The sequence below is a fragment of the Streptomyces sp. cg36 genome (assembly GCF_041080675.1).
In the GTDB taxonomy this organism is placed as follows: Bacteria; Actinomycetota; Actinomycetes; order Streptomycetales; family Streptomycetaceae; genus Streptomyces.
The window spans coordinates 1,842,386-1,855,914 of record NZ_CP163520.1 but is presented as its reverse complement, the minus strand read 5'-3'; the positions used below and the strand labels follow the sequence as shown (position 1 = coordinate 1,855,914).

Below are 13,529 nucleotides of genomic sequence, written 5' to 3'. Positions count from 1 at the left end.
CGTCGCGGCGCCGGGACGTGGTGTGTGCAGTGGTCATGGCCCCGCCGGGGCCGCGCCAACCCGGCGGGCCCCGCGTTCAGAGCTTGATTTGAGGTTGGGACGGGTGCTCGGCCCCGGGCCCGGCGCCTGCGGGGTCCCGGCCCCGGCGCCTACTGGGTGGTCAGCGTGTCGTAGTCGACCATGCCGGTGGCCTCCAGCATGTTGATGTGGTCCAGGACGGTCTGGTTGGCGTCCTGCGCCAGATCCCGGACCAGCGAGTTGCGGGTGTTGGCGCGGACCTGCGCGACCAGGCTGAAGACCTTGCCGTGGGCGCGCCGCAGCAGGTTGGCGAACTTGACCTCGTAGTCGCGCCCCTGCGCCGCGGTGAGCTCCTTGAGCCAGCCCTGCTGCTGCTCGTTGGGCTGGTTGGGCAGCTCGACGCCCAGCTGCGCGGCGACGTCCCGGACGTGCTTGTCGAGGGCGGTGTGGCCCATCACCAGATGGTCCCCGGCCGCCTTGACCGCGGCGCTCGGCGCCCGTTCCTGCGCCTGCTGCCCGGCGGGCAGCTCCCAGAGCCCGGCGAGCCGCACCTTGGTCACGAACTCGCGGTCGGTGGGCGAGAGCGGCCCCCAGCGGGTCGACACGGACGCCGCGTCCAGGTTCGACTGGGTCGTCCCGAGCCGGTCGGCGTACGACCAGACGGGGAAGGCGAGCGCCCCGATGGTGGCGGCCAGCGCCACGATGATCAGTGCCGTTCCGTTGAACCGGCCGAGGATCCCGACCCCGTCGGTGCGGTCCGTGCGTCCGATGCGTCCCATCAACATGCCTCCCAGGCAGGCAACTCGGCAGTACCGGGAGGTACGGATGGGACGCGGGTCGCGTTCATGGACGCGGGGGACCGCTCGGGGCGTGGCGCGGCCGGATCCCGCTGGACCCCACCGGCCCCCCCGACCCCGCTGGACGCTGCCGGATGCCGCCGGCCCCTGCCGGTCAGCGCCGCCGCATGCCCCGGCCCCTGCCGGTCAGCGCCGCCGCATGCCCCGGCCCCCGCCGGTCAGCGCCGCCGCAGCGCCGGATGGTCCGCCACCACCGTGCAGGAGCCGGGGGCGATCTCGGTGAAGCCGGCGTCGCGGACGACCGGCAGGCCCGCCGATGTCAGCGCCTCCCACTCCTCCGGCGCCGCCGTCCGCACCGACAGTGCGAAGTCCGCCTCCCGCCACGCCCGGCGCTCCCGCGGCGACAGCTCCCACCACGCCAGCTGGGCCCCGTGCCCGGCCTGCGCCATGGCCTTGCCCGCCGACATGTCCAGGCCGGGGTTGAGCCACAGCACCGGTGCGACCGGGTCCGGGGCGCCGGGCGCGGCCGGGTCGTCCAGGTCGGTGCCGGACACCTGGAGCTTGGCGAGCTCCTTGGGCCAGCCGTCCAGCGGGACCGGCGGGAAGACCCGGACCTCGGCCGACTTCCCGGTCACCGTGATCCCCGGCAGCGCGCTCGCCCTGCGCCACTCCGCGCCGCGCGCCCGCCGCACCACCTTGCGGATCCGGGCGTCCTGCCAGTCCCGTACCGCCCGGGCCCACTCGCCGTCGTCGAGCGAGCGCGCGTCGTCGAGCAGCACGAGCACCGCGCGGGCGGCCGTCTCCAGGGCGTCGGTGCGGGCGGGCGGGTCCGCCTTCTCGATGCGGACGGCCAGGGGGAGGACGTACTGGGGCGCCTCGTCGCGGTCGTTCGGCTCCGGCTGGAACGGGCTCACGGGGGTGGTCTCGGGGGTCTCTTCGCTGCTCACCCGACCAGTCTGCCAGCCACCGAGAACCGGTTTCTTGGCGGAATGAATAGTTCCGGGTCAGGATGCGCGCATGAAGAGCGATCTCTTTTCCTCCGCGCACATGGCGCAGCCGGCCACCGAGGCCGGAATGACCCTGCAGAACGCCAAGTCCATCAAGTACGCGGTCAACGGCGAGATGCTCGCGCGCCAGGGTGCGATGATCGCCTACCGCGGCAGCCTCCAGTTCGAGCGCCGCGGCCAGGGCATAGGAGGCATGCTCAAGCGCGCCGTCACCGGCGAGGGCCTGCCGCTGATGGCCGTGAAGGGCCAGGGCGAGGCGTGGTTCGCGCACGAGGCGCAGAACTGCTTCATCGTCGACATCGAGCAGGGCGACGTCCTGACCGTCAACGGCCGCAACGTCCTCTGCTTCGACGCCTCCCTCTCGTACGAGATCAAGACGGTCAAGGGCTCCGGCATCGCCGGTGGCGGCCTGTTCAACAGCGTCTTCACCGGCTGGGGCCGGCTCGGCCTGGTCTGCGAGGGCAACCCGCTGGTCATCCCGGTCACCGCGCAGCAGCCGGTGTACGTGGACACCGACGCGGTCGTCGGCTGGACCGCCAACCTGAGCACCTCCCTGCACCGCTCGCAGTCCATCGGCTCGATGATCCGCGGCGGCTCCGGCGAGGCCGTGCAGCTGATGCTCCAGGGCGAGGGCTACGTCATCGTCCGCCCGAGCGAGGCGACCCCGAAGAAGGCCGAACAGCACTGAGCCGGTCACGCGCCCGGCGCGCGGCGGGCCACCGGTACGACGCCGGCGGCCCGCGGGCGCCGCGCGGGTGACCACAGGCGTATGGCGCCCGGCCGGGCGCCATACGCCGCGCGGGTCGCCATCGCCGTGCAGGGCCCGGCCGGGTCTCCACCGCCGCGCGCGTGGCCGCCGCCGTACAGCCCCCGGCCGCGTGTCCGAGCACCGTCGTACGCTTGTACGCGTGGACGACGAGACCTACTGCACCCCGGCCGCCCCCGCCTCAGCGCCCGCCGCCCGGGCCGACGGTCCGCCGTACGCGGAGTGCGTGCTGTGCCGCGAGCCGACCGAGTACCCGGAGTCGGTCAAGGGCATCACGCTCTGCCCGGTGTGCGAGTGGCAGGAGGCCCAGCGCACCGCCTGCTCCGGCTGACCGCCCGTGCCGGGCGCGGGCCGGGGCCCCGCACGCCCCGTGCCCCTCAGCCCCGCCCGGCCGAGCCGATCAGCTCGGAGACCTTCACGAACCGGTAGCCGCGCGCCCGCAGCTCCGGCACGATCCGCCGGACCGCCTCGTCGGTGACCGGTGCGGCGCTGCGCGTGCAGTGCATGACCACCAGTGAGCCCGGCCCGACGCCCGCCAGGACCTGCTCGGCGACCGCGTTCGCGTCGCGCGCGAAGGCGTCGCCGCTGACCACGTCCCACTGCACGGCCGTCATCCCCAGCGGCGCGAGCGTGCGCAGCGCGCCGTCGTCGTAGCAGCCGCCGGGGAAGCGGAAGTAGGGGACGGCGTTGCGCACCCCGGCCTTGCGGAAGGAGGCCGTCGCCTTCTCGACGTCGGCCCGCATCGCGTCCGCGCCGACGACCGGCAGCCCGTAGCAGTCGGACTTGAAGGCGTAGTGGCTGTACGAGTGGTTGGCGACCTCGAAGGCGGGGTCCGTGCCGATGTCGCGCGCCTCGGCCGGGTACTCGTCGGCCCAGCGGCCCGTCATGAACACGGTCGCCGGGACCTTGAGGCGCCGCAGGTCCGCGATGAGCGCCGGGTTGTCGAAGTGCTCGCCGCCGGCCGCGCGCGGCCCCTGGTCGGCGGTCATGTCGGCGTCGAAGGTGAGCGCGACGACCTTCTGGCCGCCCCGGGGCGCACGGGAGAAGACCGGGGTGAGGCCGCCGGGCGCGGGCGCGAGCGTGGGGGGCCGCCGGGGCGCGGGCGCGGCGCCCGAAGCGGCCGGTTTCCCGGCGCCCGGCGCCGCCTTGGTGCCGTGGTCGGTGGCTCCCTGGCCGGAGCCGCAGCCCGCGAGCGCGGCACCGAGAACGACAATTGCCAGCAACTTTCGTACGGAAATAGTCACTTTCGGAAAGTATCCGATCATTTGAGAAACTCCCGGCCGCGCCGCCGTCGCGACGCACACGTTTCCGGCCAATGAGTGAACCGGACGGAACCGTTCAGTGCGCTCGCCCTCCGGCGGCGCCCGGAGCCGCCGCGCCCCCGTCCGGCGAGCTGCGGGGCCCTTCGCGCAAGGGCGGCGGGCACTTCGCCGGACATGGGGCGCGTTCGCCGCAGGGAAGGTGAACACGCCAGTCCGGGCGCGCGAAACGGCGTGTCAGGGCGGGATCTTCGCCGCCGCGAAGCGAGGGGGCGAGAACCGGCCGGGGAGCGCGCCCGCGCAGGACGCGGCCATTCCTCTTCGTCTTCAGGGCAGCGGGTAACCACCGCCGTACGGGAGGGGCCCTGTACAGCGCAATCGTTTTCTTTGCCGGGGGCTTACGCAGTCCAATTCCGGCCTCGGCGCTCCGACTCTTGTGGGGCCGCCCGAGCGCTGGTTAGGCTCCCGCTCGTTTCGAATCCTGCACACTTTCTTCGCAACCTGACCGACTGTGGGGTAGCTGTGCGTGAACTTGGCTTATGGCTGTCTCCACAGCTGCCCTCGTCGCGGACGGGGCGCTGATGGGCTCCGCCACGGCGTCCACGACCGAGGCCGCCGACCGTGGACGGGCATCCCGGGACGTCCGGCTCTTCTGGTGGGCCGGCGCGACCGACGCGCTGGGCAGCCAGGCGTCCGGAGTCGTCCTGCCGCTGCTGCTGCTCGGCCTCGGCCACTCGGCCGCCGTCGTCGGCACGGTCGCGGGCGTCTCCACCGCCGCCGGGCTGCTGCTCGCCCCCCTCGCCGCCGTGCCGGCCGACCGGGGCGCGCGCAAGCCGGTGATGTTCTGGTCCGCGCTGGTCTCGGCGCTCGCCATGGCGGGAGTGGCCACCGTCGCCGCCGTCGGCACCCCGCCGCTGGCGCTGCTGCTCGGAGCCGTACTGCTGGAACGATTCTCCACCGCCGTGTACGAGGCGGCGGCGGCCGGAACCGTCCTGCTGATCGCACCCCCCGGCGAGAGCGCCCGCGTGGTGGCCGGGCTCTCGGCGGGCGAACAGGGCGCCCTCGTCCTCGGCCCCGCCCTGGGCGGCGCCCTCTACCAGCTCTCCCGCGCGCTGCCCTTCGTGGCCGACGCGGTCTCGTACGCGGTGACGGCGGTGTGCGTGAAGGCGCTCCGCTCCGACCTGCGCGCCGAGCCGGAGCCGCACCAGCGGTCGCACCCCGCCGGCGGGCCCGCCCCGCACACCGGAACCGCGCCCGCCGGTCCCGCCGGGACCCCGGCCCGCGGCCCGCTGCGCGCCCTGCTGTCCGAAGTCGGCGCCGGATTCGCCCTGGTGCGCACCTCGCCCTTCCTGCGGCTCGTCGTCATCTGGACCACCACCGTCAACGGCGTGATCGTCGCGCTGTACTACGGCGCGGTCTTCACCCTCCAGAAGGGCGGCCACGGCGGCGCCCCCATGGGACTCGTGCTGGCGCTCTCCGGCGCGGCCGGACTCGCCGGCTCGCTCGCCGCGCCCCGCATCGCGGGCCGGATCGGCGCGGCCCGCCTGCTGGTCACCGTCACCTGGCTGCTGGTCCCGCTGGCCGCCGGGCTCGCCACGGCCGAGGGCCCCTGGACGTACGGCGCCCTGTTCGGGGTCTTCTGCCTGCTGATGCCGGTGGTCACGGTGGTCCTCCAGTCCCGGGCCATCCAGGAGACCCCGCCCGGGCTCCAGGCCCGTACCGGCGCGGTCCTGAGCACCGCCGTCGGCGGGTCCGCCGCCCTGGCCCCCGTCCTCGCCGGGCTGTGCGCCACCTACGCCGGAACCGCCGCGCCCGCCGTCCTCGCGGCGCTGGTACTGACGCTGCTCGCCTGCCGCACCACCTTCGTCCGCCTCCCGGCCCCGGGCGCCGCCCTATGACCAGTCGCTACCAGGTCTACCGGGCCGCGCTGCCCGAGGTGTGCGCCGCCGACCCGGCCCGGATGGTGTTCACCGGCGACGCCGACGCCCGCTGCGAGGTCTTCACCTGGGACGCCGCCACGGGCCGCGCCCGCCAGGTGACCGACCGCCCGCACGGCACCCTGCACCACGCCATCGACCACGACGGGCAGGTGTGGTGGTTCGACGAGGACCAGCAGGGCGTCGGGCTGTGGCGGTTCCAGCCGTTCGACGGCGGGCCTGACCGGCCCGGCCTGCTCGGGGCCGCCCCGGGCGAGCCGCGCGGCCTCGCCGTCGCCGAGGACGCGACCGTCGCGATCGGCCTGGGCGACGCCCGGACCACCACCGTCCACATCGGCCCGCGCGGCGGCGGCGCCCGGGTGGTGACGCGCGTCGACGGGCACGCCTCCCTCTCCGGCATCACCCCCGACGGCCGCCTCCTCGCCCTCAGCGGCGCCGCGGGCTCGGCCCGCGCCGTGAGCGTGCTCGACGCGGACGGCACCACGCGCGCGGTGCTGCCCGGCGACGGCCCGCACGGCAGACTGTGGTCCCTGGGCTTCGCCCCCGGCGGCGACCGCGCCGAACTGCTCCTGGTGCGCGAGAGCGCCGACAGCTACCAGCTGGCGAGCTGGCGCCCCGGCACCGGCGCGGACGTCGTCACCCACACCTGGTGCGCCTTCGACACCGAGTTCACCGCCCGCTGGTACCCCGACGGCCGCTCGGTCCTGGTCCGCCAGGACCGGCACGGCCGCAGCACCCTGCACCGCGTCCGCCTCGACGAGCGCACGGTCGAGCGCGTACCCACCCCGCGCGGCACCCTCCTGGACGCGGCCCCCCGCGCCGGAGGCGATGTCCACTACCTCTGGACGGACACCGCCAACCCGCCCCGGATGGGCTCCACCGCGGGCACCGAACTGCCCCCCACCCACGGCATACCCGGCGAGGTGCCCGGCGAGCACCGGGACCTGTGGACCCCCGGCCCCGACGGCCCGGTGCACAGCCTGCTGAGCCTGCCGGAGGGGCGCCGGGGCCCGGTCCCCGCCGTCTTCCTGGTGCACGGCGGACCCGCCGACCACGACCGGGACGCCTACGACGGCGTGGTCCACTCGCTGGTCGCCTCCGGCTTCGCCGTCGTCCGCGTCAACTACCGCGGGTCCACCGGCTACGGCCCGCGCTGGCGCGGCTCGTTCGGCGCGGGCGTCGGGCTCACCCAGGTCGAGGACCTGGTCGCGGTCCGCGCCGACCTCATCGCCCGGGGCGTCGTCCGGCCCGGCGCGGTCGGCCTGTGGGGCACGTCGTGGGGCGGCTATCTGGTGCTGCTCGCGCTCGGCGTACGGCCGGACCTGTGGCAGGCGGGCGTCGCGGTGAAGCCCGTCGCCGACTGCGCCGCCGCCTACCGCACCAGCACCCCGGCCCTGCGCGCCCTGGACGAGCGGCTGTTCGGCGGCACCCCCGACGAGGTGCCCGAGCGGTACGCGCGCAGCTCGCCGGTGCGGTACGCGGCCTCGGTGCGCGCGCCGGTGCTGGTCGCCGCCGCCACCCGGGACGCCAAGTGCCCGCCCGGCCAGGTGCGCGACTACCTCGAGGCGCTGGACCGCGCCCGCGTACCGCACGAGTCGATGTGGCTGGACACCGGCCACGACGGCTATCTCGCCGAGGACCACGTGGCCGTGCTGCGCCGCGCCGTGGTGTTCCTCGACCGCGAACTGCGCGGCCCCGGCCGCGCCCCCAAGACCCCCCGCTCGGACCGGAGCGGGGAATCCGGACGGGTCCGCACCGCGGCGCCCGCCGGAAAAAGCACCACCCGACACGATGAGAGGAGTTCCCATGCAGAAGGACATCATCCAGAACGACCCGCTCGCGGGTGACGAGGAGAACCGCAAGCCGAGCGTCGGCGTGACCATCAAGGTTCCGTTCCGCAACGCCGAGGACGGCGAAGAGGACTGATCCTCGCCGGCCGGTCCGGCGGTTCTCCGCCGGGCCGGCCCGTGCCGCCCTGCCCGTTCGGCTTTCTTCGGGGCCCGGCCCCTTGCTGACTCCGCTTCTTCTTCTCCTTTTGTGTCACCGCACCGGCGAGGAGCCCGACATGCGTGTACTGCTGGTCAATATGCCCTGGTCACCGATCGACCTGCCGTCGCTGGCCCTGGGAATCCTCAAGCGCAGCGTGGACGAGCGCGTTCCGGGTGCCCGTGCGGAGGTGCTGCACGCCAATCTGGAATTCACCGACTGGATCACCGAGCGCACCGAATTCACCGCCGACGACTACGAGTACTACGCGCTCTCCTCCTACTTCCTCGGCTGCGGCGACTGGGTCTTCTCCTCCGCCCTCTACGACGACCCGGCCTGGCGCGACCAGGAGTTCGCGGACGCGATGAAGGGCAAGCTGCGCAAGTCCCGGCTGCGGATGTCGCAGGAACTGCACCGGTGCGTACCGGAGTTCGTGGAGTCGATCGCGCGGCGGATCGTCGAGTACGCGCCCGACGTCGTCGGCTTCACCTCCACCTTCCAGCAGAACACCGCGGCCCTGGCCGCCGCCAAGCACGTCAAGCGGCTCGCCCCGCACATCGTCACGGTGATGGGCGGCGCCAACTGCGACGGCGAGCAGGGCGAGGCCGTCCACCGCAACTTCCCCTTCGTCGACCATGTGATCCGCGGCGAGGGCGAGTCCGCGTTCCCGCAGCTGCTCACCGCCATCGGCGAGGGCTCCGACCCGGCCGCGCTGGCCGCCGTCCCCGGCCTCTGCCACCGGGACGCCGAGGGCAGGAGCGTGGCCAACCCGATGGCCACCAGCCCGCTGCCGCCCGCCACCATCCTGCCCCCGGACTACAGCGGCTACTTCGAGCGCCTCGGCGTCTCCGTGGCCCGCAACTGGGTCGAGCCGAAGCTGGTGGTCGAGGGCGCGCGGGGCTGCTGGTGGGGCGAGAAGCACCACTGCACCTTCTGCGGGCTCAACGGCTCCTTCATGCAGTACCGCTCCAAGACCCCGGAGAAGTTCTACGACGAGATCATGGAGCTGGCCCGCAAGCACCGGGTCCTCGACATGTACCTCGTCGACAACATCCTCGACATGGGCTACCTCTCCACGGTCCTGCCGCGCATCATCGAGAGCGGCTACGACCTGCGGATGCACATCGAGATCAAGGCCAACATGCGCCGCAGCCAGCTGCGCACCCTCGCCGACGCCGGGCTCATCTACGTCCAGCCGGGCATCGAGAGCCTCAACAACAAGGTCCTGGACCTGATGGACAAGGGCGTCAGCGGCTGCATGAACGTCCGGATGCTGCGCGACGGCGCCGAGACCGGCCTCTCGGTCGCCTGGAACTACCTGCACGGCTTCCCGGGCGAGACCGCCGAGGACTACGACCCGGTGATCGCCCAGATCCCGGCCCTGGAACACCTCAACCCGCCGGTCGACCTCTCCGCGCGCATCGCCATCGAGCGGTTCAGCCCCTACTTCAACCGCCCCGAGCTCGGCTTCGACGGACTGCGCCCCGAAGAGCACTACCGCTTCACCTACGACCTGCCCGAATCCGAGCTGTACGACCTCGCGTACGTCTTCGAGGCCCCCCAGCGCGGCATCGGCGAGCCGACCGTGACCGCGCTCAACGACGCGCTGGACGCCTGGAAGAAGAACCACGCCGACGCCCGGCTCACCCACGCCGACCTGGGCGACCGCATCGTCCTGGTCAGCCGGCGGCGGACGTTCTCCTGGAGTGCGATGGAGCTGACCGACCCGTTCGAGCTGGTGGTCTTCCGCCTCCTGGACCAGCCGCACGCGCCCGCCGCCCTCACCCGCAAGGCCGCCGCCCGGGCCAAGGGGGCCGAGCGCTCGGAGAGCGAGGTGCAGGCACTGCTCGACTCCTGGCTGGAGCTCGGCCTGGTCTTCACCGACGGCGGCCAGTACGTCCACATCGCCCCGTCGGCCGTCAACGAGGACCTGCTGCGCCTCGACTTCATGCGCCACGCCCACGCGGCCCTGGACGCGGTGGTCGACGCCCCGGCGGACCCGGCCGGGCGCTCCGCCCGCCCCGAGCCCGCCCGCGTATGACCCGCCGAACGACCGCGACGACCGTACGAGCCGGAGGAAGAGCCCGATGAGCACCGCCCTCACCACCCACGCCGCGGCCCTGACCGTCGCCGCCTGGCGCGACTACGACCCGGACGCCTGCACCCTGCCGGGGATGTTCCTCGGCGAGCTCGAACTGGCCGGCCCCATCGAGGGGGAGAGCGACCGGCTCTGGGAGACGGGGGTGCGCCGCGTCCGGCTGCCCGAGACCGTCGACCTGGCCGACCTGAGCGCGCCCGGCGCGGCCCGGGAGGCCGTGCGCGCCCTCAGCCTGGTCCGCGATCTGACCGCCCGCGCGGTCTTCGTGGAGTGGAAGCTGCGGCTCGACCCGGCCGACGAGGACCTGTGGAAGGTCATGAGCCACATCCAGCCGCCGCAGCGTCTGGAGGGACCGGCCGACGCGGCCGGGGCGCTGCGCGGCTGGCGCGACGGCCACTACCTGTGCAAGTGCCTGTGGCGCCAGGGGCCGGGCTTCGTCCAGATCCGCGACCGCCGCTGGGGCGATCTGCGCCGGTTCACCGCCGACGAGCCCGAGTACCACGAGGTGATCGAGTCCCTCGCCTACGGCGCCCCGGCCGACTCGGTCCCCGCCGCCGTCCTCGACGACTTCCGGAGCGAGCGGCTGGTCCTGGAGGTGGGCGAGCTGGCCTGGTGGCTCCCGTACCGGGTGAACCGCTGGATCCAGGAGGCCATGGCGATCTGACGGAACGGATCTGGCGGTCCTGGCGGTCCTGCCCGGCCCAGCCGTCCTGACGGATCGTCAACTCAGCAGTCTGCTCCGGCACGCGGCCACGTCGAAGCCGCCCGGCGGGTACGTGGGGTCGAGCTCGCGCAGCTGCTCCAGGAGCAGCCTGCTGACCGCCCAGTTCCGGTACCACTTGCGGTCGGCGGGCACCAGGTACCAGGGGGCCGTCGGCGTCGAACACCGCTCCAGGGCGATCTCGTACGCCCTCTGGTACGCGGGCCACAGATCGCGCTCGTCGAGGTCGCCCGGGTTGAACTTCCAGTGCTTGTCCGGGTTGTCCAGCCGCTCCAGGAGCCGGCGGCGCTGCTGCTCGGGGCTGATGTGGAGGAAGACCTTCACCACGCTCACGCCGTCGTCCGCCAGCGACTGCTCGAACCGGTCGATCTGCCCGTACCGGCGGCCCAGCTGCCGGCGCGGGACCAGTTCGCGGACCCGGGCGATCAGTACGTCCTCGTAGTGCGACCGGTCGAAGATGCCGATCTCGCCCGGCTGCGGCAGCGCCCGCATGATCCGCCACAGGAACGGATGGTTCAGCTCCTCCCTGGTGGGGGCCTTGAACGCCTTGATCCGGCAGCCCGACGGGTTGAACAGGCCGATGACGTGCTTGACGGTGCCGCCCTTCCCGCTGGTGTCCATCCCCTGGAGCACCAGCAGGACCCGGCGCCGGTCGCCCGCCGTGCTCGCCGCGTACAGCCGCTCCTGGAGATCGGCGAGCTCCTCGCCCATCGCCGCCGTCGCCGCCAGCCCCTCGGCCTTGCTCCCCGGCCCGCCGGGGGTGGCGTCGGCCGGATGCGCCGAGAGGTCCACCCGCTCACCGCCGGGGACGCGCAGCAGCCGGCGCAGCTCCCGCTGCCCGGGCTTCCCGCCCTTGCCGCTCTTGCCGCCCTTCTTGGCCACTGCGCACCCCTTACGGTCGGTTCCCTCGATCGTGCGACGGAACGGGGCCCGGCGCGAGCGCTGGGCCGACCGGGCCCCGATGACCGGCCCCGGCCCTAGTGGGCGAAGGGCCCCGTCACCGCGAAGGTCGTGCCGGGTGAGTAGCAGTTGACGTACATCGTGCGCCGGTCCGGGGCGAAGGTGACGCCCGCGAACTCGCCCCACTCGGGAGCGCCGGGCCCGCCGATGTCCTGGCGCCCGCGCGCCATCGCGTACACCTCGCCGCGCCGGGTCAGCCCGAAGACGTGCTGGGCCCCGTTGCCGTCCTCGCACACCATCAGCCCGCCGTCGGGGGCGAGGCAGATGTTGTCGGGGGACTCGCCGGGCAGCTGTACGTCGGTGGCCGGGCCGAACACCACCACCAGCGTCAGCCTGCGGCGGCCCGGCTCGTACCGCCACACCTGGCCGAAGTGGTCGGCTCCCGACCCCTCGGCCACGCGCGCGTAGCTGGAGACGAAGTAGACGCAGGAGCCGCCCCAGTAGCAGCCCTCCAGCTTCTGGGCGTGGGTGATGCCGCCCCGCCCGAAGTCCTGGAGGCGCACCGGGGTGCTCCGGGCCCCCGGATCGGGCACCGGCACCCACTCGATCCCGCCGAAGCACGTGCCCGGCTCCTGGACCACCGACAGGTCGGGCACGTCCGGCACGCGCATGGCCTCCAGGACCCCGCCCGCGCGCAGCGAGCCCGTACCGCCCAGCGGCCGGTGCGGCAGGAAGCGGTAGAACAGCCCGAAGGGCCGGTCGAAGGCGTCCTCGGTCTCGTACACCACACCGCTGCGCGGATCGATCGCGATCGCCTCGTGCTGGAAGCGGCCCATCGCGGTGAGCGGTACGGCCCCGGTGCGGCGCGGATCGGCGCCGTCGACCTCGAAGACGAAGCCGTGGTCCTTGGTGTAGCCGTTGGTGCCGGCCCGGTCCTCGGTCTCCTCGCAGCTCAGCCAGGTGTTCCAAGGGGTGCGGCCACCCGCGCAGTTGACGGCGGTGCCGCTGAGCGCGACCCGCTCGGACCGCACCCGGTTGTCCCGGTCGAGCTCCAGGGCGGTACAGCCGCCCTTGCCCATCGGGTCGTACACGAGACCCTCGACGTGGGGGACCGGGACGGCGGCCGTGACCCGGTTCTCGTGGTTGCGGACCAGCCGCACCCCGCCCCGGTCGCCCGCGAACGCGGCCATCCCGTCGTGGTTGCCGGGCACCGGGCCCTCGCCGGACCGCAACGGGTCGCCCTCGCGGGACAGCACCCGATAGCGGAAACCTTTCGGCAGATCGAGCAGACCGGCCGGGTCGGGCACCAGCGGACCGTAGCCGCTCCGGGCGGCGGCGACCGCCGGTCCCCCCGCGAACAGCTCGGTCACCGCACCGCCGAAGGCGATCGCGGCGGCCGAGGCGCCGGTGCGCGCCAGCATCTGACGTCGTGTTGCTCCTGCTTCGGACATGGGACAACTCCCCTGTTGGCGGACAGGAAGACGTGACCCGCATGATCTATCACGCGTTCGGAGCACGCGTGGATCATGCGGGTCGGTGTCGCCCCAACTGGCCGAAAACGGCCGTGGATCAGGCCAGCTCTGCGCTGAGCGTGATCGTCGTGCCGGTCAGCGCCTGGCTGACGGGGCAGTTCTTCTTGGCGTCCTCGGCGGCGGCCCGGAAGCCCTCCGCGTCCAGGCCCGGCACCTCGCCGCGCACGGTGAGGTGGATGCCGGTGATGCCCTCGCCCGGCTGGAACGTCACGTCGGCCTTGGTCTCCAGCCGGGTCGGCGGGGTGCCCGCCCCGGTCAGGCCGTGCGAGAGGGCCATCGAGAAGCAGCTGGAGTGGGCGCCCGCGATGAGCTCCTCCGGGCTGGTCTTGCCGTTGGCCTGCTCGGCGCGGGACGGCCAGCTGACCGGCTGCGAAGCGATGCCGGACGAGTCGAAGGAGACGGTGCCCGAGCCCTTGACGAGCTCGCCTTCCCAGACCGTGTGCGCCGTGCGCGTGGTGGCCATGATGTTTCCCTTCTGGTGGCTGAGGGGGGTCTACGGCCCCCGCGC

Annotated in this window: 11 protein-coding genes and 1 pseudogene; 6 read left to right on the top strand and 6 right to left on the bottom strand. The window is 73.6% G+C overall.

Annotated features, from left to right (window positions below; genetic code table 11):
- Positions 1 to 161: 161 nt before the first annotated feature.
- Positions 162 to 797, bottom strand: a pseudogene (locus AB5J87_RS08260) (DUF4142 domain-containing protein); the annotation flags it as partial.
- A 236-nt stretch (positions 798 to 1,033) separates the two neighbouring features.
- The gene (locus tag AB5J87_RS08255) at positions 1,034 to 1,762 is read right to left on the bottom strand and encodes a peptidyl-tRNA hydrolase (protein ID WP_369375589.1); all 729 of its coding nucleotides are present in this window, start codon (positions 1,760 to 1,762) and stop codon (positions 1,034 to 1,036) included.
- Between the two features lie 70 nt (positions 1,763 to 1,832).
- Between AB5J87_RS08255 and AB5J87_RS08250 the strand changes: the two genes are divergently transcribed.
- Together AB5J87_RS08250 and AB5J87_RS08245 are read left to right on the top strand one after the other, a co-directional pair.
- Positions 1,833 to 2,510 (top strand): AIM24 family protein, encoded by a 678-nt coding sequence (locus AB5J87_RS08250; protein ID WP_369375587.1) that lies wholly within the window; start codon positions 1,833 to 1,835, stop codon positions 2,508 to 2,510.
- A 220-nt stretch (positions 2,511 to 2,730) separates the two neighbouring features.
- A complete protein-coding gene (locus AB5J87_RS08245) occupies positions 2,731 to 2,919 on the top strand; it encodes a hypothetical protein (protein ID WP_369375585.1) in 189 nt (62 codons plus the stop codon).
- A gap of 46 nt (positions 2,920 to 2,965) precedes the next feature.
- On the opposite strand, the gene AB5J87_RS08240 is transcribed toward AB5J87_RS08245, so the two are convergent.
- Positions 2,966 to 3,853, bottom strand: a complete 888-nt coding sequence (locus AB5J87_RS08240) for a polysaccharide deacetylase family protein (protein WP_369375583.1) — start codon at positions 3,851 to 3,853, stop codon at positions 2,966 to 2,968.
- A 533-nt stretch (positions 3,854 to 4,386) separates the two neighbouring features.
- On the opposite strand from AB5J87_RS08240, the gene AB5J87_RS08235 reads away from it, so the two are divergent.
- The 4 genes from AB5J87_RS08235 to AB5J87_RS08220 all read left to right on the top strand — a co-directional run bounded on the left by AB5J87_RS08235 (position 4,387) and on the right by AB5J87_RS08220 (position 10,532).
- Positions 4,387 to 5,745 carry an MFS transporter gene (locus tag AB5J87_RS08235; protein WP_369375581.1) on the top strand — a complete coding sequence of 453 codons (1,359 nt, stop codon included), beginning with the start codon at positions 4,387 to 4,389 and terminating at the stop codon, positions 5,743 to 5,745.
- Positions 5,742 to 7,631: an alpha/beta fold hydrolase gene (locus AB5J87_RS08230; protein WP_369375579.1), complete on the top strand. Its 1,890-nt coding sequence runs from the start codon at positions 5,742 to 5,744 to the stop codon at positions 7,629 to 7,631. The genes AB5J87_RS08235 and AB5J87_RS08230 overlap by 4 nt, the downstream gene beginning before the upstream one ends.
- A gap of 218 nt (positions 7,632 to 7,849) precedes the next feature.
- Entirely contained in the window at positions 7,850 to 9,811 is a 1,962-nt protein-coding gene (locus tag AB5J87_RS08225) for a RiPP maturation radical SAM C-methyltransferase (protein ID WP_369375577.1), read from the top strand.
- Between the two features lie 46 nt (positions 9,812 to 9,857).
- The gene (locus tag AB5J87_RS08220) at positions 9,858 to 10,532 is read left to right on the top strand and encodes a DUF5825 family protein (RefSeq protein WP_369375575.1); all 675 of its coding nucleotides are present in this window, start codon (positions 9,858 to 9,860) and stop codon (positions 10,530 to 10,532) included.
- 57 nt (positions 10,533 to 10,589) lie between these two features.
- Here AB5J87_RS08220 and AB5J87_RS08215 read toward each other — a convergent pair whose 3' ends face one another.
- From AB5J87_RS08215 to AB5J87_RS08205, 3 genes are all read right to left on the bottom strand, one after another.
- A complete protein-coding gene (locus AB5J87_RS08215) occupies positions 10,590 to 11,471 on the bottom strand; it encodes a PPK2 family polyphosphate kinase (protein WP_369375573.1) in 882 nt (293 codons plus the stop codon).
- A gap of 95 nt (positions 11,472 to 11,566) precedes the next feature.
- Positions 11,567 to 12,940 (bottom strand): alkaline phosphatase PhoX, encoded by a 1,374-nt coding sequence (locus AB5J87_RS08210; protein ID WP_369375571.1) that lies wholly within the window; start codon positions 12,938 to 12,940, stop codon positions 11,567 to 11,569.
- 118 nt (positions 12,941 to 13,058) lie between these two features.
- A complete protein-coding gene (locus AB5J87_RS08205; protein WP_369375569.1) occupies positions 13,059 to 13,484 on the bottom strand; it encodes an OsmC family protein in 426 nt (141 codons plus the stop codon).
- Between the last annotated feature and the right edge of the window lie 45 nt (positions 13,485 to 13,529).

Excerpts from the sequence above, each read along its gene's own strand:
- AB5J87_RS08240 (WP_369375583.1), bottom strand. The coding sequence starts at position 3,853 with ATGATCGGATACTTTCCGAAAGTGACTATTTCCGTACGAAAGTTGCTG.
- AB5J87_RS08230 (WP_369375579.1), top strand. The coding sequence starts at position 5,742 with ATGACCAGTCGCTACCAGGTCTACCGGGCCGCGCTGCCCGAGGTGTGC.
- AB5J87_RS08220 (WP_369375575.1), top strand. The coding sequence starts at position 9,858 with ATGAGCACCGCCCTCACCACCCACGCCGCGGCCCTGACCGTCGCCGCC.
- AB5J87_RS08250 (WP_369375587.1), top strand. The coding sequence starts at position 1,833 with ATGAAGAGCGATCTCTTTTCCTCCGCGCACATGGCGCAGCCGGCCACC.
- AB5J87_RS08225 (WP_369375577.1), top strand. The coding sequence starts at position 7,850 with ATGCGTGTACTGCTGGTCAATATGCCCTGGTCACCGATCGACCTGCCG.
- AB5J87_RS08235 (WP_369375581.1), top strand. The coding sequence starts at position 4,387 with ATGGCTGTCTCCACAGCTGCCCTCGTCGCGGACGGGGCGCTGATGGGC.
- AB5J87_RS08210 (WP_369375571.1), bottom strand. The coding sequence starts at position 12,940 with ATGTCCGAAGCAGGAGCAACACGACGTCAGATGCTGGCGCGCACCGGC.
- AB5J87_RS08205 (WP_369375569.1), bottom strand. The coding sequence starts at position 13,484 with ATGGCCACCACGCGCACGGCGCACACGGTCTGGGAAGGCGAGCTCGTC.